The sequence below is a fragment of the Sporolactobacillus sp. THM19-2 genome (assembly GCF_004153195.1).
In the GTDB taxonomy this organism is placed as follows: Bacteria; Bacillota; Bacilli; order Bacillales; family Sporolactobacillaceae; genus Sporolactobacillus.
The window spans coordinates 16,327-39,207 of sequence record NZ_SEMC01000013.1 but is presented as its reverse complement, the minus strand read 5'-3'; the positions used below and the strand labels follow the sequence as shown (position 1 = coordinate 39,207).

Annotated in this window: 20 protein-coding genes and 1 pseudogene; 6 read left to right on the top strand and 15 right to left on the bottom strand. The window is 47.4% G+C overall.

All coding sequences use genetic code 11. From position 1 onward, the window contains the following. Positions 1-2: 2 nt before the first annotated feature. From cydB to EWH91_RS10035, 3 genes are all read right to left on the bottom strand, one after another. Positions 3-1,046, bottom strand: coding sequence for a cytochrome d ubiquinol oxidase subunit II (cydB, locus tag EWH91_RS10045; protein ID WP_165364302.1), 1,044 nt, complete (start codon positions 1,044-1,046; stop codon positions 3-5). After that, positions 1,003-2,406, bottom strand: a complete 1,404-nt coding sequence (locus EWH91_RS10040; RefSeq protein ID WP_129929912.1) for a cytochrome ubiquinol oxidase subunit I — start codon at positions 2,404-2,406, stop codon at positions 1,003-1,005. Before EWH91_RS10040 ends, cydB begins: the two co-directional genes overlap by 44 nt. A 267-nt stretch (positions 2,407-2,673) precedes the next feature. Further along, complete coding sequence (locus EWH91_RS10035; protein ID WP_129929911.1) at positions 2,674-3,006, bottom strand: MerR family transcriptional regulator; 333 nt, start codon at positions 3,004-3,006, stop codon at positions 2,674-2,676. A gap of 341 nt (positions 3,007-3,347) precedes the next feature. On the opposite strand from EWH91_RS10035, the gene EWH91_RS10030 reads away from it, so the two are divergent. Beyond that, positions 3,348-3,506 (top strand): Fur-regulated basic protein FbpA, encoded by a 159-nt coding sequence (locus EWH91_RS10030; protein WP_129929910.1) that lies wholly within the window; start codon positions 3,348-3,350, stop codon positions 3,504-3,506. 51 nt (positions 3,507-3,557) lie between these two features. Here the strand turns inward: EWH91_RS10030 and EWH91_RS10025 are convergent, their stop codons facing one another. After that, positions 3,558-4,202, bottom strand: coding sequence for an RBBP9/YdeN family alpha/beta hydrolase (locus tag EWH91_RS10025; protein WP_240697331.1), 645 nt, complete (start codon positions 4,200-4,202; stop codon positions 3,558-3,560). Positions 4,203-4,304: 102 nt separating this feature from the next. After that, positions 4,305-4,907, bottom strand: coding sequence for a phosphatidylglycerophosphatase A family protein (locus tag EWH91_RS10020; RefSeq protein WP_129929908.1), 603 nt, complete (start codon positions 4,905-4,907; stop codon positions 4,305-4,307). Between the two features lie 132 nt (positions 4,908-5,039). On the opposite strand from EWH91_RS10020, the gene EWH91_RS10015 reads away from it, so the two are divergent. Beyond that, positions 5,040-5,774 carry an alpha/beta hydrolase gene (locus tag EWH91_RS10015; protein ID WP_165364301.1) on the top strand — a complete coding sequence of 245 codons (735 nt, stop codon included), beginning with the start codon at positions 5,040-5,042 and terminating at the stop codon, positions 5,772-5,774. A gap of 141 nt (positions 5,775-5,915) precedes the next feature. Then, entirely contained in the window at positions 5,916-6,599 is a 684-nt protein-coding gene (locus EWH91_RS10010; RefSeq protein ID WP_240697330.1) for a DUF421 domain-containing protein, read from the top strand. A 208-nt stretch (positions 6,600-6,807) separates the two neighbouring features. On the opposite strand, the gene EWH91_RS10005 is transcribed toward EWH91_RS10010, so the two are convergent. Together EWH91_RS10005 and fabI are read right to left on the bottom strand one after the other, a co-directional pair. Next, positions 6,808-7,050: a hypothetical protein gene (locus EWH91_RS10005; RefSeq protein ID WP_129929906.1), complete on the bottom strand. Its 243-nt coding sequence runs from the start codon at positions 7,048-7,050 to the stop codon at positions 6,808-6,810. A gap of 235 nt (positions 7,051-7,285) precedes the next feature. Continuing rightward, positions 7,286-8,062: an enoyl-ACP reductase FabI gene (gene fabI, locus EWH91_RS10000; protein ID WP_129929905.1), complete on the bottom strand. Its 777-nt coding sequence runs from the start codon at positions 8,060-8,062 to the stop codon at positions 7,286-7,288. Between the two features lie 352 nt (positions 8,063-8,414). Between fabI and EWH91_RS09995 the strand changes: the two genes are divergently transcribed. Then, positions 8,415-9,581, top strand: a complete 1,167-nt coding sequence (locus tag EWH91_RS09995; RefSeq protein WP_129929904.1) for an FtsW/RodA/SpoVE family cell cycle protein — start codon at positions 8,415-8,417, stop codon at positions 9,579-9,581. A gap of 68 nt (positions 9,582-9,649) precedes the next feature. Beyond that, positions 9,650-10,477 (top strand): alpha/beta fold hydrolase, encoded by an 828-nt coding sequence (locus EWH91_RS09990; RefSeq protein ID WP_129929903.1) that lies wholly within the window; start codon positions 9,650-9,652, stop codon positions 10,475-10,477. A gap of 192 nt (positions 10,478-10,669) precedes the next feature. Here EWH91_RS09990 and EWH91_RS09985 read toward each other — a convergent pair whose 3' ends face one another. Continuing rightward, a complete protein-coding gene (locus EWH91_RS09985) occupies positions 10,670-11,215 on the bottom strand; it encodes a GNAT family N-acetyltransferase (protein WP_129929902.1) in 546 nt (181 codons plus the stop codon). Positions 11,216-11,690: 475 nt separating this feature from the next. On the opposite strand from EWH91_RS09985, the gene EWH91_RS09980 reads away from it, so the two are divergent. After that, positions 11,691-12,191 (top strand): spore coat protein, encoded by a 501-nt coding sequence (locus EWH91_RS09980; RefSeq protein WP_129929931.1) that lies wholly within the window; start codon positions 11,691-11,693, stop codon positions 12,189-12,191. A gap of 194 nt (positions 12,192-12,385) precedes the next feature. Here the strand turns inward: EWH91_RS09980 and EWH91_RS09975 are convergent. The 7 genes and pseudogenes from EWH91_RS09975 to EWH91_RS09945 form a co-directional block, all read right to left on the bottom strand. Next, positions 12,386-12,704, bottom strand: a pseudogene (locus tag EWH91_RS09975) (hypothetical protein). Positions 12,705-13,191: 487 nt separating this feature from the next. Then, the gene (locus EWH91_RS09970) at positions 13,192-13,662 is read right to left on the bottom strand and encodes a GNAT family N-acetyltransferase (protein ID WP_129929901.1); all 471 of its coding nucleotides are present in this window, start codon (positions 13,660-13,662) and stop codon (positions 13,192-13,194) included. A gap of 64 nt (positions 13,663-13,726) precedes the next feature. Next, a complete protein-coding gene (locus EWH91_RS09965; protein ID WP_129929900.1) occupies positions 13,727-14,110 on the bottom strand; it encodes a nuclear transport factor 2 family protein in 384 nt (127 codons plus the stop codon). 589 nt (positions 14,111-14,699) lie between these two features. Further along, entirely contained in the window at positions 14,700-16,478 is a 1,779-nt protein-coding gene (locus EWH91_RS09960; protein ID WP_129929899.1) for an acyl-CoA dehydrogenase family protein, read from the bottom strand. Positions 16,479-16,587: 109 nt separating this feature from the next. Then, a complete protein-coding gene (locus EWH91_RS09955) occupies positions 16,588-17,772 on the bottom strand; it encodes an acetyl-CoA C-acyltransferase (RefSeq protein ID WP_129929898.1) in 1,185 nt (394 codons plus the stop codon). 69 nt (positions 17,773-17,841) lie between these two features. Continuing rightward, positions 17,842-20,310, bottom strand: a complete 2,469-nt coding sequence (locus EWH91_RS09950) for a 3-hydroxyacyl-CoA dehydrogenase/enoyl-CoA hydratase family protein (RefSeq protein ID WP_129929897.1) — start codon at positions 20,308-20,310, stop codon at positions 17,842-17,844. 146 nt (positions 20,311-20,456) lie between these two features. Next, positions 20,457-22,031, bottom strand: a complete 1,575-nt coding sequence (locus EWH91_RS09945) for a long-chain-fatty-acid--CoA ligase (RefSeq protein WP_129929896.1) — start codon at positions 22,029-22,031, stop codon at positions 20,457-20,459. Positions 22,032-22,881: the final 850 nt, after the last annotated feature.

Sequence of the window (22,881 nt, the reverse complement as noted above, 5' to 3'; positions counted from 1 at the left end):
ATTTAATATTGTAAGGTTTCCTTCTTCGTGACTCTCTTTCTGAATACATAATAACTCCAGATCGAATAGCCGATAACGAATGGCAGAAGCGTCAGTGCGACAATCGTCATAACCGTCAGAGAATAGGAACCGGAAGCTGCATTGTAGATGGTCAGATTATTAGCCGGATTGATGTTACTGATCATGACTCTCGGGAAAAGTCCGATGAAGAGAGATCCGACGGTCAGAAGGATCACACCGACGTTCATGCCGAATGCCCAGCCGTCACGCTTTTTCGACAGAAAGACGGCGGACAGGATAAGCGCCAGGACATCGACCGCATAAATCGGATACAGCAAGGCGCCTCTGAGTTCAAAGATGTCAGTCACAAAGAATGAAACGACGATAAAGGCAACAGCAGCTGCGGCAAGCACCCAGAAAAGCCTTTTGGCAAGGCTCCGTGCCCGTGCCTGAATGTCTTCATCCGTACGCAGGCACAGGTAGACCAGACCATGATAAAGGCAAAGGAGCGTAATCAGGACCCCGCCGAGCACGGTGTACGGATTGACGAAGCTTGTAAACACACCATGCATATTCATCTTACTGTCAATAGGCAGGCCATAAACGAGTGCTGAGAAGACAACGCCCCAGAGGAAGGGCACGAGCAGGCTGGGAATAAAAATGGCCCAGTCCCACGTCCCGGTCCACTTTGGATGCGCGACCTTGGCGCGAAATTCGAATGCCGTACCCCGGGCGATCAGAAGCAGCAGCATGACCACGAGCGGAATATAGAACCCGCTGAATAATGTGGCATACCAGTTGGGAAAAGCGGCGAACATCGCCCCGCCGGCCGTAATCAGCCACACCTCATTAGCATCCCAGAACGGTCCGATCGTATTGACCATAATGCGTCTTTCCAGCTGATCTCTGGCAACAAACCGCGTCGCCATGCCCACACCAAAATCGTAACCTTCCAGAAAGAAAAAACCGACGAACAGAACAGCAATCAGTATAAACCACAGCTCATTGAGTGACAACGTGATATCCCTCCCCGTCAAATGGATCATTCGACTGAACCGTTTCTTTATTATCCAGTGATGGTCCCTGTTTAATGACACGAGCAAACAGGTAAATCATAACAACAGCCAAAATGGTATACATACTCATAAACGCAATGATCGAAAAAAGCAGGGCACCGGCTGAAACATTTGGCGATACGCTCGCTGCCGTCTGCATGAAACCAAATACCGTCCATGGCTGACGTCCAATTTCTGTCATGATCCAGCCCATCGTCCCACCGATAAACGGAACAGCAATCGAGGCGACCATGCAGTGCAGGAAGAATCTGCTCTTAACCAGTTTGTTTCTCCAGGCAAGAATGGCGCCGATAATAGCCAGGAGGCACAGAATGCCGCCCATTATGGTCATAATGCGGAAGCTCCAGAAGGTCGTCCGCACAGGAGGAATATAGTTGCCCTCGCCGTATTTTTCAACATACTGTTTTTGCAGGCTTTCCATCCCTTTTACACTTCCACTGAATTTACCATAGGACAGATAGCTGAGCAGATAAGGAATTTTTATTTCAGCTGAATTCTCATGATTCTTTGGATCAATTGAAGCCGTTACGGTCCACGCTCCCGGATCTCCGCTGTCCTTCCAGAGCGCTTCACTCGCAGCCATCTTCATAGGCTGTGTCTGTACGAGATACTGCGCCTGAAAATGACCGAAAAAGGTGAGCGCCAGACTCGAAATCAGACCGATTACAATAGCGATTTTGAATGATTTCTTATAGAAATCAATATGTTTCTTCCTGAGCAGGACAATCGCGCTGATTCCCGCGACAACAAAAGCACCCGTCGCAAAGGATCCGAATACAGTGTGCGGAAATTCCACCCAAAGCTGAGGATTGGCCAGCAACGCGAAGAAATCGTTCATCTCCGCCCGCCCATTATTAATGGTGAATCCGACGGGATGCTGCATAAAAGAGTTTGCTGTGAGAATCCACAGTGCTGAGAGCGTGGTTCCAGCGGTCACAAGCCAGATACACGCCAGATGCGCGCCTTTTGAAAGACGATCCCAGCCGAAAAGCCAGATGCCAATAAATGTTGACTCCATGAAGAAGGCAAGCAGCGCCTCAATAGCCAGCGGCGCACCGAATACATCACCCATGAACCGGGAGTATTCCGACCAGTTCATGCCGAACTGAAATTCCTGAAGAATCCCCGTTACAACACCTATTGCGAAGTTGATCAAAAACAGTTTCCCCCAGAACTGAGCCATTTTCTTATAAACCGGATTTTTCTTGACGACATACATCGTCTCCATGATTGAGACAATCAGTACAAGCCCGATGGACAGCGGTACGAAAAAGAAATGAAAGATAGTCGTTGCCGCATACTGAAATCTAGCCAGGCTTAAGACATCCATACATACGTCCCTTCTCTCTTTTAAATTAAGTTAGGAAGACATGTAAACGGTTAAATAATTGAACACCTGTAAATGTAACATCTGTCACACTTATTACTTTACAACTTCCCCGGTATGAATCTAAGCCGGTTTCCGCAAATAATTATGACTCTTCTATGTACGTTTTATGAATAATTTGTGAATAACCCACTGATTTTTACATGACTGGAAAATTTCTGCATCATCATCCTCTTTCTGACAAAAAAAATCCGGCCACTGCCGGATCGTTCAGTCCCGTTTATTAAAATAGGCGTTCAGCTGGCCGCGAATCATCCTTTCCCTCAGTTTACTGTCTACCTTTTTGTTTTCTTTCTTCTGCATTTCCTTACGTAATTCCGATGTCTGCATCCCATCCTCCATTTTATTGGCTATATCCATCAGTGTTTCAACATCGGAGAAGGAATATTTTCTGTTTCCGCGGTCTGATCGTTCAGGGAAAATTAATTTCCGCTTCTCATAGTAACGAATCTGGCGCTCGCTCAAACCTGTCAGTTCACAAACTGTCCCGATAGTAATGACCTTCTTAAACAGATAGGCGTCCTTCTTAGAGTGGTTAGCCACTTTATCTCCTCCACAGATTCTTTTTTTTTCGAAATTCTGATTTGTAAGATTATATTACATCAAAACGTCCGGATTAACAAGAACCTTGTTAGATCATATAACAAACAAGTAGACAGTTGATCTGTTATTTCGTAAAATTTACTCGGTGTGAATCAGACATATTTAAACGGGTCTTCTGGAAGGCTGAGCCCCTCAGTGACAGCAATCCGTGCAGCCCCGCGAATAGATAACTGTTACCGTATCCGGCGTGAACCCGGAAGGTGATCTGACCTGACCCAATAAGCATGCAGCCTTACTTCTCATAACAGAACTCAGGGACGGTGAAAGGAAGGGACCACAGCATGTCAGACAGAACAGCAAATGCCATCGATCGAAAAAAAGAATTTCTCATTGAAAAATTATTAGGCAGAGGGATATATAAAAGGAGAAACCATCAGCTCTATGAATTGTCGGTTAAAGAACTGGAAAATGAATACCGTAAATCGTGCAGAGCGAACTAAATAAAACGCCGGGCCATCATTTGCGGCCGGCGTTTTATTTATCCGATCACCTTATTCTCCGTATTCGGCGTCATCGTGATCTGTCGGACCGGGGACCCTGCCATGAAGACAGACATCAAGAATCCATGGCCATGGCCCGTATCCCGTTTTCAAATTGATATGTCCCATGTCGGGCAGCAGAATAATCGGCACCTGGTACACCGTATAGTCGAGAATCGAATGATCCGGCAGAAAAGGATCTGTTGATGAAGCGACAATCACGGTTCGATCTGCAGCTGACTGAAGGATGCCTGTCTCTGCCGGAAACGGGTAAAAACGTTGCACACTTTCTTCAGCCTGACGTTCCTTCTCCGGTGAATCAGGAAAAAATACACGAAGAGCGCCCGGCCTCAGATGTGGCGATGGCGGCGATACAAGAATCACCCTGGCAGCTTTTCTGCCCGCTTTCAGAGCCGCATAATGAAGCCAGAGCACGCAGCCGAGACTATGCGTCACGACGACCAGCTTCTCTTCTTTAATTCTGTCCATGGTCTCTTTTAACGCAGACAGCCAAGTGTCTTTATCCGGATGAAACCAGTCAGGCAATTGCGGGAAATAGACAGGAAAGCCTGCTTTCCGCAGTTTTTTTGCCAGCCACTCCTGCCAGTGACCCTCTGTACTTCCGCCAAAACCATGTATGATAAGAAAAGCAGTCACAGTCATCGCCCCATTCTGCATTTATCCAATCGTATTACTGAGAATTACGGATATTATAACAAAAAAGCACAGAAACGAAAAGATTCGATTCCGTGCTTTCGATTATTTTTTCCCTTTTTTAAATCGCTTTTCCTCTTCGTCTCTGACACGATGTGCCAGCCGGCTGGATGCATCGGCGGCAATACTTGCAACAAGGTCGTCGAGGAATGTGTTCACCCGGCCACCCTCTTCCAGATCGAGCTTGCCGATGATCTTCGGCTTCACTTTATCCAGATAACCAAAGGTCGTGGCGGCAATGCTGCCAAAACTGGAGACCGCCCCGAGCGCAATGGTTTCATCAACACCAAACAGACCTTCATCCTGATCTACGAGCGACTGCAGCGGCTCAGACAGCCTCTTCTTTTCCGCCAGTTTATCTAACTCAATGCCCACCAGGATAGCGTGCTGTAATTCACGTTTTGCCAGCGCGCCGTGCACATTCTCCTCACATTCCTCTTTGGTAAGATGCGGCATGAACGGCTTCTGAAGATCATACACGATTTCCGCTATATCCGAAACCGTGACGCCTCTTTCCTTTAACGCTCGAACGGCAGCTTCGGAAACCGCATGAGATGTGACCCTTTTTTTATGCGCAGAATAAAAAGTAGCGTCATCCGGCAGGCCGGGAGCATATGTCAGGCTCTTTAAATATTTTTCTTCCTTCATTCTATCTCTGTCTCCTTTCACAGACCACGATGAATCGATTTACCCGGCTGAAAATATCTCCGGACACAGATCTTCCGGTAGACAGTGTATGCTAATATATAATATAAAATGACTTTCTGGAGTGATCAAAAAATGAAACTATCCGGACAAATGTCAGATATGCAGATAGAAAGCAAATCCCTGAATCGAATACTTCCTGTTATTTGCTACACTCCTCCTGATTACACCACATATCAGAACTATCCTTTACTGATCGCTCAGGATGGACGGGACTATATTCAAATCGGACGCCTGGCCAGTACGGCAGATAAATGGATTACAGGTGGAGTAATCCGGCCAGTGATTATCGTTGCCATTCCCTACGAAACCCCGGCATCACGATGGGATCTCTACTATCCTGAAGGTTCGCTGTATCAGGCATACCTTTCTGCGTTATCTGAAGACGTGCTCCCGATTGTCGCGTCGACGCGGTCAATCAGTGAAGCACCAGAAGACCGCACATTAATCGGCGACTCTCTGGGTGGAACGATCTCCCTGATGACAGCGCTTAACCGGCCGGATCTGTTTGACAGTGTCATCATGCAGTCCCCTTACTGCGGCAGCCGTAAGATGATGCAGCAGATCAGGTCGGCCACGCACCTGCCTTCATTCATCTATCATTCAACAGGAAGAGGCGAAACGGCGGTGAAAACGACAAGAGGGACAACGGAAAACTTTCTGGAACCCAATCGTGAACTGCACCGCATCCTTTCCAGTCGCGAACCTGATCACTATATTTTTGTAGAAAGTGGCGGAATTCATACGTGGCGATTCTGGCAGCCGGATATAAAACGTGCCCTGATTGAAAAATATGGTTTAAAGATGTAACCATTATATCATAGCGCACCACTTATCCACGATGCAAGGAGACTGCCCGGTCACCCGATGCATAATCCATGCCGGAATGTACATGATAAGTCAGGCTTATATTCAGTTGCCGGCATGTACTTGTGAGGAGGGTCACTCGCTTTGGAGTCGTTCGGATCCATCATGATTGAACTTAGTGTGGGATTATTCGGGTTGATTTTATTGACAAAGGTGATGGGCAGGGCATCCATGTCGGAAGCCACACCTTTTGATTTTATTTCCATGATCGTTGTCGGCGACTTCGTCAGCGGTGCAATATATGATCCTGAAACGCATATCATCAAAATCCTGTTTGCTATTTTCTTCTGGGGCGTGCTCATTTTTCTGATCGATTTTATCACCTTAAAATTCCATCTTTCCCGCGGTTTCTTCGAGAGTCAGCCTGCACTCGTCATCAGTAACGGCAAGATCAACAGACAGGAACTGAAAAAAAATAAAGTAGATATAAATCATTTGCAGATGCTGCTCCGTGATCGAAATATCTTTTCTATAAAAGAAGTTCAATTCGCCGTTCTTGAACCTAATGGAAAAGTATCAATCATTAAAAAACCGGAATTAGATCAGGCGACACGCCGCGATCTTGATCTGCCTGCCCGTTCCGTTACCCTTCCGATAACGCTGATCAGTGACGGGATCGTGATCAAACGAAATTTGAGTCGGGCAGGAAAGAGTGAAGCGTGGCTGAATCAGGAACTGAAACGACTGAACATTGATAAGCCTGAAGACGTGATGATTGCCGAATGGACAAAGGAAGAAGGCCTTTTTGTCCAGTCTCGTTCAGAATAAGGAAAACTTTAATCAGTGGGGGAGCTTTATACCCCACTGATTGTTAGTTGAACCCATCAGGCAGCTGCGGGCAGTTACCCCCACCCGGTGCCAGTTCGTTTACCCTCATGGCCCTGTCTTACTGCCCGTTAATGCGGGATAAATGCATGCAGGAAAATAATCCGGCCCGTTTTCTGACCCGGACCGGGATTGATCAGGATGCTATTGTTTATTTTTCTTCTTTCGCTTTGGCATCCTCATGTTCTTCAGCAGGGCCCTCTGCTCTTGTTTCCTGTTCGTGAAATGTCCCCGGTATTGGAAATCCCCAGATATCCCGTCTGACAGGATGTCTGACTCCTCTGTCAAAATCGGAATGGGGATGCCGGCTGTTTTGCTGAAAAACCACTTCATCCGCTTTGATGATCAGTTTATCGACATGAATCGTTTTCGGTTCTCTTTTCTCCTCAGGCAATTTAATTCCCTCCCGCAAATGGTTTCGTGACACTATATGCACCTGCCTGTGTTCCGGTATAGTCATCGGCCCATTTTCGATCTTGAATGAAGAAAGACTGACCGCCTCGCGAGTAGCCGGCCATCAGGGGGCTTGCGTTATTGCGAATTTTTTTATCATATCTTAAGTGTGAACTAAAAAAACGTCCCCGGCCTCAGGATGAGGACAGGGACGTTATTCCGGATAGCATGCCGTATCAGAGTCCGACAATATTAAATCCGGCATCGACATGAATCGTTTCGCCGGTGATGTTTTTTGCAAGATCACTGAAAAGGAACAGGGCCGTGTTTCCCACATCTTCCGGGCTGATCGAGCGCCTGAGAGGTGCTTTCTCTTCGATCACCTTCAGTACATTGTTAAAGCCGGAGATGCCTTTTGCAGACAAAGTCCGGACAGGGCCGGCGGAGATCGCATTGACACGAATATTGTCCTTACCCAGGTCACCTGCCAGGTATTTGACACTGGCATCCAGGCTTGCTTTGGCTACACCCATGACATTGTAGTTGGTCACAACCCGCTCACCACCAAGATAAGTCATCGTGACGACGCTGCCCCCTTCCGTCATCAGACTTCTGGCTTCCTTCAGAACTGCTGTGAGAGAATAAGCGCTGATATTCTGAGCCAGGAGGAAACCCTCACGTGTCGTATTCATATATTCGCCGCCCAGTTCCTCTTTTCTGGCGAAAGCGATGCAATGAGCGAGTCCATGAATCACCCCGGCATCTTCTTTAATTTTTGAGAAAGTCGTTTTGATTTCTTCATCACTCGTCACATCGCACGGGTAAAACAGACTTTTTTTACCATGAAGAGTAGCTGCCAGCTTTTCAATCGACTCACGGAACCGTTCATTATTGTAGGTAAAAATCAGTCTGGCTCCGGCCCGGTCGAGTGCCTGAGCGATTCCCCAGGCAATACTTCTTTTATTTGCCACACCCATCACCACATAAGTGCGTCCTTCAAGTGTCAGTTCCATTTTCAAACCTCCCAGATATGTATCCCGAGATTATTATATCATTTAACCGGTACACGCGTCCTGACCCAGTCCGCGTTCAATAATTCACATGGAAACGCCGGCAGATATTTTTGACGACAGCGATCATGGATAGTCAGGAAAACAGGACTGATCAACGAATAATATTTTAATGGGCGCGTCCCCCTCCTTATTTCTTTTTTATTGACTTTAAGCTATGATTGGTAAAGTGCAGTTGACTTGTTTACATGATAAGAACGTAAAAAATATGCGAATTAGTGTGAGGGTAACTATGGCTCAGCAGGCGCCAGTTTTTCTTCATTAAACAGGAATCACAGTATAAAGGGATATCATTATGAACAGAAATGTGTTATCAAAAATTGACTATACAATGGTTTTTATCATCTTTCTTTTTGCCTGTATCAGTTTTATTTCCATATATTATGCACCTCTGAATGAAACAGGCAGTCGGGCGATGAGCCTTGCCTATCGGCAGATTGGATGGTATATATTCAGTTTTCTGATTGCTTCTTTAATTATGATCATGGACTATGATCGATTAAAACGCATGCACTGGATATTTTACGGATTGGGCATGTTCCTGCTTTTCGGGCTGACTCTGGCTCAGCTCGGGCTGCCGATTCCACTGGTTGATGATTCACATGGTGCCTGGAGCTGGTATGCACTCCCTGGTATCGGTCAACTTCAGCCATCAGAATTTATGAAACTGTTCTTGATTATCTCTCTGGCTGCAACGATCGATAAGCATAATGAACAGTATCAGATTCGCGGTATGAGAGAGGATCTTCTGCTGATTGGGAAACTGGCTCTGATTTCACTTCCACCGTTTATACTCGTTTTTATTCAGCCGGATCTTGGTATGTCTCTGGTCTTTTTCAGTATCATTGTATCGATGATCATCGTTAGCGGGATCAGCTGGAAATTAATCACGGCAATCATGGGAATGATCGTCAGTGGTCTTGTATTTTTCGTGATCAGCTGGTTTAAATTTCCCTTTATTATTGATCTGATACTGAAAAGTCACCAGAAAGACCGTTTCCTTGCCTGGCAGAATCCTTATCAGTTCAGAAACGAACAGGGATATCAGCTGATACAGTCACTGAATTCTATCGGTTCCGGTGAATTTTTCCATCACGGCTATAATGCGGCCATTTCACTTCCTGAAGCCTATAATGACTTTATTTTTTCTGTCATCGGCGGGACATTCGGTTTCGTCGGTGCGGTGACCGTCGTTCTGCTGTATTTCTTACTGATCTCGCGAATTGTCCGGACAGCAGTCGATACCCATGATCCGTTCGGAAGTTATATGTGCACCGGTATCGTGGGCATGATCATGTTCCAGGTCTTTGAGAATATCGGTATGACGATCCAGATCATGCCAATTACCGGTCTGACGCTGCCTTTTCTGAGCTATGGAGGCAGTTCCCTGTTGTCGAGTATGATCTGTATTGGAATCGTGCAGAGTGTGCGAATACAGACACAAAAGTTTATGTTCACGTAAGTGCAGAAAGAGGCGCGGGGAGCGGCCTCTTTCTTTGCGGTTTTTACGAGTGGAGGTGAACGGATATAGTGAATGTACATGAAGAAAAGGGAATTTTTAAAGCAACAGGTGCTAACGTGTATTATGAAACGAAAGGCATCGGTGAGCACTTACTATTCATTCATGCAGGTATTGCCGATTCTCGTATGTGGGATCATGAATTTCATGTATTGGCAAACCACTTTTGTGTCGTCCGATTGGATCTTCCAGGATATGGATTAAGCGAATTTGTTGGTGGAAACTTGTCTTATAATAAGATGATTCATGAACTGCTTCATCATTTGCGTATCAACAAAGTCCATATCCTCGGAGCTTCTTTTGGAGGAAAAATAGCGATTGACTATTATCTGGATCACCCTGAAAGTTGCTTGAGTTTAGCGCTGTTATCCCCTGCTATAGGTGGATGGAAAGATTCTTTGTTTCTGCAACAATTTGAAAAAGAAGAAGAGCATTTATTAAAAAATGGCAAAAAAGAAGAAACTGCTCTCCTTAACTACAAGACATGGGTACTGGGAGGGAGAGAGCCGAACGCTGTAGACCCAAAGATTAAAGACTTAGTAACAGATATGCAGATGCAATCCTTAACGAAACCAGAGCCAGATGCTCCTTGTGTTGAAATTGAAGCAGAGGACAATATTACCAAAATAAAAGATATTAAGATCCCGGTCCTCCTGATAAATGGGGCTTATGATATTCAGGATTTCCGTGATATTTCCAAATTTATATGCAAAGAAATACCTTCCGCTCAAAGATTGGTCCTACCCGATGCGGGACACCTGGCAAATTTAGAGTCTCCAGAACGATTCACTGAGATTGTTTTAAACTTTTTTCTGAAGAATACTCATCGGTCAGAATAGGCAATGATTCATTGGTGAAAATTCACTTGACAGCGTTTGTGAACCTGTGAATCAGATTTCGATCATGCTTAGTTTGGCTTTTACTTTTCGTGAATGATTCCACCCAATTTTATCGTCGCAAAAAAACAGCCCTTCAGTTCGAAGGGCTGACTACGGAAGAAATCTGTTTCAATCCGCTGTCATTGACAATACTCATTCATTCTGTGTCCGCAGCAGACCCATGACGATTGTGTCATAATAGCTGCCGTCAACATATTCATTGTCTCTGAGACGCCCCTCGATGATGAACCCGCATTTCTGATAAGCCTTGATTGCCCGGTGGTTGCCGCTCCAGGTATCCAGCTGAACGCGTCTCAGATTCATACTGCGGAACAGATGACGGATTAATGTCCGCATGGCATCCGTTCCGTAACCATGGTCCCAATAGTTGCTGTCGCCAATCGATATCCCGATGGTAGCCGCTCGTGTGACCAGATTGACATCGCGATAATCGCACTGGCCGATGTGCTTTTCATCGTCTAACGTATAAATTGAGAAGACACAGCCTTCCTTCTTATCGACCGTCGTAAGGTTTTTTTCATATGATGCTTCCATCGTTTCGAGCGGCGTGTTGTTGAATGAAAAAGACCATGAACCTGCAGCCAGATTGGCGAACGACTCAAGATTTCTCCATTGATACTGGTTTTTCAAATCCGACCGGGAAACCGGCCTCAGTTCGATTTTTTCTCCCGTTAACAATGTGATGCCTTCCCTTCATATAAAATTGAACGACCTGACGTGATCTGATAGCGAAGAGTTGTTGCATAAGACATCACACCTTTCATTTTGGAATACATAAATAATACCATAATTCTGAACTTTTTACAGTTGATCGGACTGAATCCGGACTTGGTTACCCTGATATAGTTTTCCATCGTCCCGCATTTCTCACAGTCAGAAAGATTTGTTGGGAGGAGCAGCATCACAACAAAGGGATGCGTGAAGAAGAGTTCATTAGCCGGTGAAACGGATTAAATGATGACTTTTCTCGGCTCGTCCCGGGACTTCACCTGAAACATCTCCAATAAGGACCATGACCCTTGGAATATTTATGATTTTACTCATCATGATAACCTCCAGAATACAAGCCCAATTGATACGAGACAAAGTCCCGATGATGTTCCCCTGAAAAATTTAACAAGGTACATTCCCCCGAGGAGGAAAATAAATGAACATGATAAACAAGGATCATGATGGACAGCAGCAACATCTAGCCTGGCACGAGACCCTTGACATGCACGAACTTGTCGCTTTTCAATCGATCAGTCTGATGCGATTGAAGTTCGCCAGTCCGATGGTTCACGATCCTGAACTTAAACAGATTTACACGAAAGCAATTGATGGAATCAGCAACAATCTCCGCGAATTACTGCAGTTTTACCCGTATGTTCCACGGCCAGAACGGGATAATGTAGCGCTTGATCCAGCATTTTATGCCGGAAATCTGTTAGGTTTCGCCAAAACGTCAGTCAGAAGTTATGCAATCGCGATTACCGAAACGGCAACCCCAGCACTCAGGCAGGTATTAACCCGGCAAATACTTGCTGCCATCGACCTTCATGCCACCGTTTTCAATTACATGCTGGAACGCAGCTACTATCCTTCCTATGACTTAACTCAACTTTTACAGAATGATGTAAACCTGGCAAACAAGGCACTTTCATATCAGCATTAAAGCAGGAATTGATCCTGCTTATCCATTTTTTTACTGACTACAGGCGGGATTTACCGTTGTACGAAGAGAAGCACTTGTTTGAGAAGAACTGTTAGCTTTCCATGCTGCCGATGAGAGAGGTCTTCATAGCAGCATACATCTTACTTTAGACAGGCAGAGAGAAATAATGGCATCATCTATCTGGAAGACAGTTATTACAAATGACTCTCTTCTTTTTTGCTATAAATTTCATAAGCAAAATACCCAAATAAAAGACCTATCCCAGGTCCCCAGGTCATTGCAGATAGTAAGGAAATTAGTGAAAATATACTTAAGAGTAGAGCAACAGCAAAACCAATCATCATTCCGAATGGTATTAAACTATCTAAAAAAATTTGTGCGTCTTTTTTTTTTTTTCTTACCCAATGTACCTTTCTTATATTTATGTTTCATTCTTAAAATTACAAATACTGCAATCCCACCAACAATTACAACAGGCCATACAGTAAGTGCAATATCCAATGCTAAGCCCATATTATAATCCCCCTCTCTTTCGCTTTTTCAATTTATTCAATTTTAACGTAACTGTTGTACGAAGGGAAACACTTGTTTGATAAGTACTGTTCAGAGCTTTCCATACTGCCGATAAGAGAGGCCTTCATAGCAGCATACATCTTACTTTAGACAGGCAAGGAGAAATAAATATCCTGCTCTGTACTTAATTTCATTTTTTTGCGTCAGTTTCTCCTTTATGGGCCATTTTGCCGGGCACTAAATAGCTTGTTGCCTGATTCAAGATCCATCTCCATAATGGTGCTCGAGTAGCTCAGGTATAATTTAAAGGCTCTTTGAATAAGCGTAGACTCGCGTCAATCGTCTTAAAATCTTTACCATTATTATGGAATTTATAAAGGAAAAAATGCCCTATCTCGTCACTCAAATGACGAGTTTGCGGTCATGGACTTCTTATCCATGAGATCATGATTGCCGTGTATCATGATAAGCATGAGACCGGATGATATCATTTTTCAAAAATCTTTTTCATCTTTAAAAAAGGATAGTGACCGCCGTTTGTTTCCTGAATATATGTTTCAACCGGCTGAAATCCCGCTTTTTCATAGACTTTAATCGCCCGTTGGTTAAAAGACGCAACGGATAACATGATTGTTTTCGGTGCATGCTGTTTTCGTGTCCATTCAATACAAGTCTGGACAAAAGATAAGCCATGACCGTGCCCTGTCAGCTCAGGCTTCATGCCCAGACCGATCTCTACTGTTGTTGTATCCACTCGACTGACAGACAAGAATCCAATTAACGTTTGATTTTCGATCACGGCATAACAGCTTTCCCCTCGTTTTTCTGAATCTATGAATTCGGCAAGGTCTTCCGGATCCGATTCCATGTCATAGAATGCATAGATTCCTTCATAATGCCAGTTGTAGGCGATCTCTTCCGCCTGCTGTTGATTCATGACCTGAAACTGATAGCCCATCTCGTATACCCTCACTTTTAATTATCGGAACGCATGCTTTTATACCTGTCGGGTTCTTAAAAAATTATTTGAAAGGATAATATTGCTCAGGTTCCATGCGAAATTCCTTGATTCTGATTATGTACATCTGATTGAACTGGACGATACTGCAGCCCTTAAAATAATGATCCCTGTGATCAGAATAACAGGCGAACGTCCATTCAAAAACAGCAGTCCGTGCCGGAAGATCAAAGAAACTGCCTAGTATATCCCACTGGCTGACCCGGTGATTTTTACTGATCCAGTCAATGATCCAACGCTCAATTTGCCCGATGCCGTGATATTTCGGACCGTAGCATTCAGTAATTTCACATAAGGGATCGCAAACGCTCAGGATCAGGCGTTTGTTGCTTGTCTTCCAGCCATTGACGTACTGCACAAATAAGTGAGACATCTCGTGTGTATTCATTGTCGTGGTCACCTTCTTTCGTTAAGTGTATAGAAATGCTCATAATCCTTCAACGCATCTTTTTTTCGGAAAATTTCATATTCATATGTATGACCTGGCGACTTTGTTATAGGCAACTTTCTGGAATCCCTCTTTGAGTGAAGAAAAACGGCACGCTTTTCAGGGGGGGATATAAGCGGAAATTTTCCAATTATTCCAGACAAAAAGCTTAATTTTCCCGTTTTTCAAGTTGATAAGCGGAATCTCTACGTCTATTTTAGCTGCTTTTCATTTGATTTACGAACTAAGCGAAATTTTTCCGTCTATTCATCTGATCGTGTGTTTTACCGGATCTCCTAACCATAAGAACGGATCCCGGGTAACCTCCCAAGTATTTTTCATAGTGTCGTCAATTTCCCTGATCGTCCCTGATTTTTAACCATACAACTTCAGACTTGCCCCCTGTTTTAGTTGAAGATAATTTCAGAACTCATTAAAAATTCCTTTGAACACATGGGGTTCCCACATCGCAATGAGCTCATACAATAAAACCGTACACCAAAATCAGTGCACGGTTCAGGAGAATTTATTAGATCCGAGAGTTGATCCTTTATACAGAGTACTTTTCGGCTTCAGCGACACGGGTGCCAATATCCAACTTGAGCTGCAGGGAATTGATCGGCAAACGGTTCGTGATTTTCCGCAGCAGGACAAGTTGTCTGAGCAGGGATTCGCCGCTCTCAATTTTAGCCAGTGACTCTGAAGCCAGCGTTTCCACCTGGTTAAAGCCTTCCTGCACGATGAGCTGTGTCATTTCGCTGCTGTTTTTCGCTTTCTCGGCACCCATTTTCTCCAATCGCTTTACGGATCGTAAAAATGAGCTCTCCATTGCGTAAATCTGAATGATCATGTCACTGAGATGGCTCAGCAGCTGTTGCTCAGATTGGAGCTTCACCCCGTACTTCTGGAATGCCTGGCCGAGTACCAGCAGGAAAACTTTCTTCGCCGCCGAAATCAGCCAGGCTTCCTGACCAGGTCCATGGGCTTCCGGTTTACCGGCCAGCAGATCCTCAATTTCCGCTTTCAGTGTTACCGCTTTTTCCAGCAGCGGCAGATCGCCTTTCATAACTTTTTTCTGCAGGGTGCTGATGATCACCAGACGATTGATTTCGTTTGTTCCTTCAAAGATCCGGTTGATTCTCGAATCCCGGTAGATGCGTTCGATTTTATAGTCTTTGGTGAACCCGTAGCCGCCGTGAATCTGAACCCCCTCATCGGCAACAAAATCGAGCGTTTCCGAGCCAAACACTTTGTTGATAGAACACTCGATGGCGTATTCAGCAATGCCCTTCGCTGACTGCAGCCCGATGTCCGGACTGCTGTAGTCCAGATCTTTCAGCGACGTGTCGATCAGCCCTGATGTGCGGTAGACCATACTTTCCAGCGCGTAGGTTCGCGTGTTCATCTCTGCCAGTTTCTGGCGGATCAGCGGGAAGAAAGAAAGCGGCTTTTTAAACTGTGTCCGCTCATTCGCAAATTTTGCGGCCAGACGGATCGCATCTTTGGCAGCACCCAGCACACCGGCAGCCAGTTTGAACCGGCCAATGTTCAGGATGTTGAATGCGATGACATGACCTTTACCCGCCTCACCGAGCAGATTTTCAACCGGCACGTTGACATCTTCCAGGATGACCGGTCGTGTGGATGAGCCTTTAATTCCCATTTTCTTTTCTTCCGGTCCGAGGCTGAGTCCGGGCATCTCACGCTCGACGATAAAAGCAGAGAAGTCCTTGCCGCCGATCCTGGCATACACGATAAAAATATCGGCAAATCCCGCGTTGGTGATAAACTGCTTTTCGCCATTTAAGACATAATACTTTCCATCATCGGAAAGCTTTGCAGTCGTCTTCGCACTCAGCGCGTCCGATCCGGACGACGGTTCAGTCAGGCAATATGCTGCAATCTTCACGCCGCCGGCCAAATCAGGGAGATACTTTTTCTTCTGCTCGTCATTGCCGAAGAACACAATCGGCAGTGTGCCGATTCCGGAATGGGCCGAGGCGGACAGAGAAAAGGAGGAGCCCCTTGCCAGCGATTCGGTAATCACAGTGGAACTCACTTTGTCGGCACCGAGCCCGCCAAACGCTTCCGGCACGTCGACCGCAAGAATGCCCAGTTCGCCCGCTTTTCGGATCAGCTCAACTGTCAGCTCATAGTCAAGGCGCTCAATCTGCTCATCGTTTGGCACCACTTCTTTTTCAATGAATGATTGGGTGGTTTCTGCAAACATTCGCTGTTCTTCTGAAAAATCTTCCGGGAAGATCAGTCCGTTCGGGTCAGTTTCTTCGATTAAAAAGTGTGCGCCTGTTTGTTTACGCTTCAGGGCCATTTGCCCACGCTCCCTTCGCACTTATGGCTGTTTCAACAGGATGATCTGAGATATTTCATGATTTGGGCAACATCTGTCTCACCAACACAGATTCCGTTCTGCTGCCGATCTACGGAGCATGGACTTCGAATACGCCGGCAGCTCCCATTCCTCCGCCGATACACATCGAGACGACTCCATATCCTCCACCGCGACGCCGTAATTCGTAAATCAGACTCGCTGTCAGTTTGGCGCCTGTACAGCCGAGCGGATGGCCGAGAGCGATCGCTCCGCCATTGACATTGACTTTTTCTTCATCAATGCCCAGCTCGCGAATGACTTGCACACATTGCGATGCAAATGCCTCATTGATCTCAAACAGGTCAATGTCTTCCAGAGTCAGCCCGGCGAGGTTCAACGCTTTCGGAATGGCCTCGACCGGACCGATTCCCATGATCTCCGGGTCGACACCGGCCACGGCGAAAGACCGGAATGTAGCGAGCGGGCTGAGTCCGAGTGCATCCGCTTTCTTTTGGCTCATGACGGCGACCGCTGCTGCTCCGTCACTCATCGGTGAGGCGTTTCCGGCTGTGACTGAGCCGCTCCTTGAAAAAGAAGGACGCATTGCTGCCAGCTTCTCCAGAGTCGTGTCGGGACGGACGCCCTCATCGGTGTCGAAGACGAAGGCTTTCTCCCAGGGGGTTCCATCTGGAGCAACACCTTTCTGAGTGACCGGCACCGGAACAATTTCCTCATTAAATTTTCCGGTTCGGATGGCAGCAGCTGCTTTCCGGTGACTGGAAAGAGCAAATCGGTCCTGATCTTCCCGGGTAACTCCGAATCGTTCGGCGACGTTCTCTGCTGTGTGCCCCATGCTGATATATATTTCCGGATATGCTTCCATAATCTTCGGATGGGGTGACAGTCTGAATCCGGTCATTGGTACCTGACTCATGCTCTCGACACCACCGGCAACAATGACATCTGCATGCCCCAGCATAATCCGTTCCGCGGCAAATGCGATCGCCTGCAGTCCGGAGGAGCAAAACCGGTTGACGGTCAGAGCAGGGGTCGACTCTGGATAACCGGCATAGAGTGAGATAATTCGCGCGACATTCATGCCCTGCGGACCTTCCGGCATCGCGCAGCCGATGATCACATCCTCTATGTCTTCGTTCTGCAGCCCGTCAGCGCGGTTGATGACAGCATGTAATACCGCCTTCCCCAGGTCTTCCGGTCTTGTCTGCGCGAGGCTGCCCTTGATCGCTCTACCAACCGGTGTCCGTGCTGCCGAGACAATAACGGCTTCGTTCACCTTTATCACCTCTCCCATTCGCGTGTTCCATTTTCTTCAATTTGTAAATAATAGCTTAATCTGACTCCCTCAGTTCCGGAGCGGTTTGCCTCCGGTCAGCATGTGCTGAATTCTCGCCTGGGTCTTCGCCTCACCGCACAGACTGAGGAACGCTTCCCGCTCCAGATCGAGCAGGTACTGCTCCGTAACACAGGAACCTGCAGGTACATTCCCTCCCGAAAGAACATGTGCCAGTCTGCCGGCAATCACCCGGTCGTAATCGCTGGCGTAACCGCTCCGGCGCATGTTATCGGCAGCCAGCAGCAGCAGGGCCTTCCCATCTTCGCCGATGACGGTGATTTTCTCTTCCCGAGGTGGTCTGTATCCTGTTGCAACAAGCGACAGAACCGTTTGTTTTGCTTCGTAAATCCGATTATCGCTGTTGATGATCACGCGATCGGTCTCACGAAACCAGCCGAATTTTTGAGCTTCATATGCGCTGGAAGATACTTTGGCCGTTCCAATCATTTCGAACGCTTTCAGAACGAATGGCTGTAGGTCGGCACGCGGATAGCCCTTGATCCGTCTTGACGCACGGAGGGCCATCTCTTTCGTTCCTCCGCCGGCGGGAATCAATCCGACCCCCACCTCCACCAGCCCGGCATACGTCTCGGCCGCCGGGTTAACCTGATCGACAGCCAGGCAGACTTCGAGGCCGCCGCCAAGGGTCATCTGATGAGGCGCAATCACCACCGGTTTCTCAAAATACTTCAATCGCATCAGTGTGTTCTGAAAGGTTCGGGTCATCTGATTAATGGCGGACCAGTTTTTACGGAATGCATGCGTTAATAACTGTAAAATATTGGCCCCGACACAAAAATGCTTGCCTTCGCCGGCAATGACCAGACCTTTGAAATGGTTCCGTACTTCCGCCAGGCTCCTGTCGATCATCGACAGGACGTCGTCGTTAATTGCATTGTTTGGCGAATGGAATTCCAGGCAGGCTACATCATCCCCCAGATCAATCAGGCTCGCTCCTTTATTCGCCAGAATGACTTTGTTCTGCTCTTTCAGCGATTGCAGGGAAATCTGCTCTGGCCGTGTCTCCATCCGCATGTAGCGCTGCACTCCGATCGTTTTCAGCGGAACCTTTTTGAATTCTGCTGAATCAGCTCCCGTAATGACACCGCTTGTTTGAGAAAAATGTTCGATATGACCGTTTTTTCGTCTGTAAAAAGAATCATGGCCCGCTTCGATCCAGGCACGGACCCATTCAGGAGGTGAATCCCCGGCCCGCTCCATGCGCTGGACAGAGGTTTTCAGACCGATGGCATCCCAGATTTCAAACGGACCGAGCGCCCAGTTAAAGCCCCATTTCATCGCTCGATCGATTTCGACGATGGAGTCGCTGATCTCGCCTGCTTTTTCCGCGGCGTAAAGGAGCACTTTGCGGGTCACGTTCCAGGCGAGCTGTGCATACCGGCCCTCTCCATAGACCAGTGTCTTAATCCTGTCGGCCATTTCTCCGGCTTCTTTTGCTTCCGCAAGATCCATCGACGTGACTTTCTTTCTTGGCTGATAGGTCATCGTCTCCAGATCAAGCGCCAGGATGGCTTTCCCTTTTTCCGTCATGACTTTTTTATAAAAACCTTGCCCGACTTTTGCGCCGATCCATCCTTTCGATACCATTTCCTGAATAAAGGCAGGGACGGTGAATACTGCTTTTTCTGCTTCATCGGTCACATGCTCAAAGACGTTCCGGGCCACATGCATGAATGTGTCGATGCCAACGACATCAAGCGTGCGCAGCGTGGCGCTCCTCGGCCGGCCCAGTACCGGACCGGTCACTGCATCCACCTCATCGACACTGTACCCTTTCTCTGTCATTTCCTGCAGCGTCACGAGCAGCCCGTATGTTCCGATCCGGTTGGCGATAAAGTTTGGTGTATCTTTAGCCATGACAATGCCCTTGCCCAGCGTTTTTTCACAGAAAGCGGATATCGCCGCAACGATTTTCGGATCTGTCTCTTTTCCGGGAATGATCTCCAGCAATTTTAAATAGCGTGGCGGATTGAAGAAATGCGTTCCTGAAAAGTGCTGCCTGAATGCGAGGCTTCGACCGGCGACCATCTCATTGATGGATATGCCTGACGTATTCGAGCTGACGATTGTCCCCGGCTGCCAGACGGTTTCGATCTTTGCCAGCAGTTCTTTTTTTACCGACAGATTTTCGACGACAACTTCGATAATCCAGTCGACCTCTTTCAGCTGGTCCAGATGGTCCTCAAGATTTCCTGGTGTAATCAGTCGGGCCAGCTCAGAATCATATAATGGTGCCGGTTTCGCTCTTTTCAGTCCGGTAATGGCAGCCGTTGCCAGGCGGTTGCGTACCTGAGGATCGTTTAACGTCAGACCCCCCGCTGCCTCTTTCGCGGTCAACCGGTCCGGCACGATATCGAGCAGCAGGCATGGGATGCCGGCATTTGCCAGATGAGCGGCGATCCCGGATCCCATCACACCGGATCCGATAACCGCAGCTTTGCGTATCGTTCGCGTCAATTGCTCTCCCTCCAGTGCTTCTGAGTACAGTCTGATCGGTCACGAAAAATTGTGTGCCTGATTAGAAAGATTGCCTCAAGCTGTGGTATCGCTTACATTATTAACATGCAGCATCTCCTCCGCCCGGAGAATCAGCGCACGGCGACTTATCGATTCGTCCAGAAAGGTTGACGCAGGTCGACCTTTCTCACCTTACCGGAAGCGGTCCGCGGCAGCTGGTTCACAAAGGCAACGGACTTCGGTGTTTTAAAAGAAGGCAGATGTTCCCGGCAAAAGGCCAGCAGTTCCTGATCCGTTGCCGTCTGTCCCGGCTTCAGCATACAGACCGCGTGCGGCACTTCGCCCCATTTTTCATGTGGGACAGCAATGACTGCTGCCTCCAGAACAGCCGGATGTCTGGACAGGACGCCCTCAACTTCAATCGATGAGATATTTTCGCCGCCGCTGATGATGATGTCTTTTTTTCGGTCGACAATCGCGACGACACCGTCTTTATCAATGGTAGCCATATCACCGGTGTAGTACCAGCCGTCCTTAATCGCTTTCGCCGTCTCTTCCGGCTGCTGCCAGTAGCCTTCCATGATGTTATTGCCACGGACAATGAGTTCGCCCATCTGCCTGCCGTCGGCGCTGACGTCACGCCCGGCTTCATCGACGATCCGAATATCCATATTCATCATGCAGATGCCGGCACTGGCTTTCAGTTTCTGCAGGTTCTCGGTGCCCTGCTCCATCGATGACTTGATCTGTGTGATGAGTACCAGCGGGGCTGTCTCTGTCGCCCCATACCCCTGGATGAATTCCCAGCCCAGAATGTCTTCAACCAGCTTGACATAGGATGGCGGCGGTGCCGATCCGGCAACAACGACCTTCATGTGATGTCCGGGCTGCGACGTTTTTGCGTTCGGATGATGCAGCAGCATATTGATCATTGCCGGAACCATACAGGCCAGCGTCACTTTTTCCTTCTCCACCAGTTCGAGGATCCGCCCGGGATCAATCTTGCGGATCAGCACGTGCGTACCACCGCCGGCTGTAAGGACAAAAGGTGTCCCCCACCCGTTGACATGAAAAAGAGGCAAGGTGTGAAGCAGGACATCCCGGTCAGTTGTACGGACGTGAATACAGCCATTAAGGGCGTTAAAATACATGCTTCGGTGTGAATGCATCACCCCTTTCGGTAATCCGGTTGTCCCACTGGTGTAAAGAATGGTAGCCAGATCCATTTCACTCATTTCCGGTACTGGCGGCAGGTCGGCCGGATACTTTTCAAGTTTTTCTTCGTAACTGATCCATCCTGTCCGGTCTTTCTGATCGGGGGATGGCAGCAGGATGAAATATTCCACCTGTTTCAGTTTATTTTTTACCGGTTCAATCAATGGCGCCAGTTCTGCATCAACCATGAGCACCTTTGCTCCACTGTGATTGATGATGTACGCGTAGGCGGAAGGAATCAGCCGGGTATTGAGCGGGACGGTGATGGCGCCGATCTGGTTCACACCGAACATTCCTTCCAGCATCTGGAGCGTATTCGGCGCCAGATAAGCCACACGATCCCCTTTTTTCACACCCAGATCAATCAGCAGATGGGACAGCTGATTCACCCTTTCCTCAAACTGGCGGTAAGTCAGGCGAATGTCCTGATCCACGACAGCTGTCTTATCTGGAAACAGCTTCACGGCGCGTCTAAGAAAGTCCGGCACAAAGAGCTGATGCAACATGTGAAATCCCTCCAGATATCATGAATTCAGAAACCTCAACAGATCGACACAACGGCGTGACCGGTTCCCGTCGGAATACGTTAAATTTTACGTTGGAAGGCAGTGTACGGGTTTCATGGCAACAGGGAGGTCTTTTTGACCGGGACGCGTGGCAGGGTGACTGGGCTGTATTGCAGAGGACTTGCACAGTAAGCGCTTACATATACATTCAGGAATGCTTAAATGACAGGCCGAATGTCAGAGGGTCACATCCATGATATGCAACGGGAAAAAAATTATTACTGCTCAACAGAACAATTGGCCTTCATAACAGCGAACCACCTTAAAAGGTGGTTCATCCTGACGAGCACGATTTACATTTTTTGATCGACAATTTCGAGATTAGCGATCAGGCAACCGGATCCTCCTGTTGTGCCGGAACCTGGCTGAGACCGTACACATTCGTGTCCAGATCTGCCTGCCCGGGCAGCAGCCGCAGGGCAGGCGTGATCAGTCAGTAAAAAAAGATCAAGAGGACACCCATTGACATGATACTGAATGTCAATGGGTGCTGATGACAGTCGCCCGAATGCCGCCGGCCGGCGCGCCGATTGGCATGGCAATCGCTGCCGGGCTCTAATGAATACTGAGCATTTTTCCCACTAATTGAGTCAGTACAAGTAAGCTGAGTCATACTGTTCAAGAAGATGTACATCGTGACCTCGTAATCGCCCGTTGATTTCAAGAAAACTTCGTGATCTTTAAGGAGGACAGCCATCCCGTTTTTTTTCATTGTTCCTATGCATGTATCCTGCTGACCTGCTGGATATTCCTTTACGTTTCGAAGCTGTCATATTCCCGGATAGCGATG

Excerpts from the sequence above, each read along its gene's own strand:
- cydB (WP_165364302.1), bottom strand. The coding sequence starts at position 1,046 with ATGATCCATTTGACGGGGAGGGATATCACGTTGTCACTCAATGAGCTG.
- EWH91_RS10040 (WP_129929912.1), bottom strand. The coding sequence starts at position 2,406 with ATGGATGTCTTAAGCCTGGCTAGATTTCAGTATGCGGCAACGACTATC.
- EWH91_RS10030 (WP_129929910.1), top strand. The coding sequence starts at position 3,348 with ATGTCAGACAGAACAGCAAATGCCATCGATCGAAAAAAAGAATTTCTC.
- EWH91_RS10020 (WP_129929908.1), bottom strand. The coding sequence starts at position 4,907 with ATGAAGGAAGAAAAATATTTAAAGAGCCTGACATATGCTCCCGGCCTG.
- EWH91_RS10015 (WP_165364301.1), top strand. The coding sequence starts at position 5,040 with ATGAAACTATCCGGACAAATGTCAGATATGCAGATAGAAAGCAAATCC.
- fabI (WP_129929905.1), bottom strand. The coding sequence starts at position 8,062 with ATGGAACTGACACTTGAAGGACGCACTTATGTGGTGATGGGTGTGGCA.
- EWH91_RS09995 (WP_129929904.1), top strand. The coding sequence starts at position 8,415 with ATGAACAGAAATGTGTTATCAAAAATTGACTATACAATGGTTTTTATC.
- EWH91_RS09980 (WP_129929931.1), top strand. The coding sequence starts at position 11,691 with ATGATAAACAAGGATCATGATGGACAGCAGCAACATCTAGCCTGGCAC.
- EWH91_RS09970 (WP_129929901.1), bottom strand. The coding sequence starts at position 13,662 with ATGGGCTATCAGTTTCAGGTCATGAATCAACAGCAGGCGGAAGAGATC.
- EWH91_RS09965 (WP_129929900.1), bottom strand. The coding sequence starts at position 14,110 with ATGAATACACACGAGATGTCTCACTTATTTGTGCAGTACGTCAATGGC.
- EWH91_RS09960 (WP_129929899.1), bottom strand. The coding sequence starts at position 16,478 with ATGGCCCTGAAGCGTAAACAAACAGGCGCACACTTTTTAATCGAAGAA.
- EWH91_RS09945 (WP_129929896.1), bottom strand. The coding sequence starts at position 22,031 with ATGTTGCATCAGCTCTTTGTGCCGGACTTTCTTAGACGCGCCGTGAAG.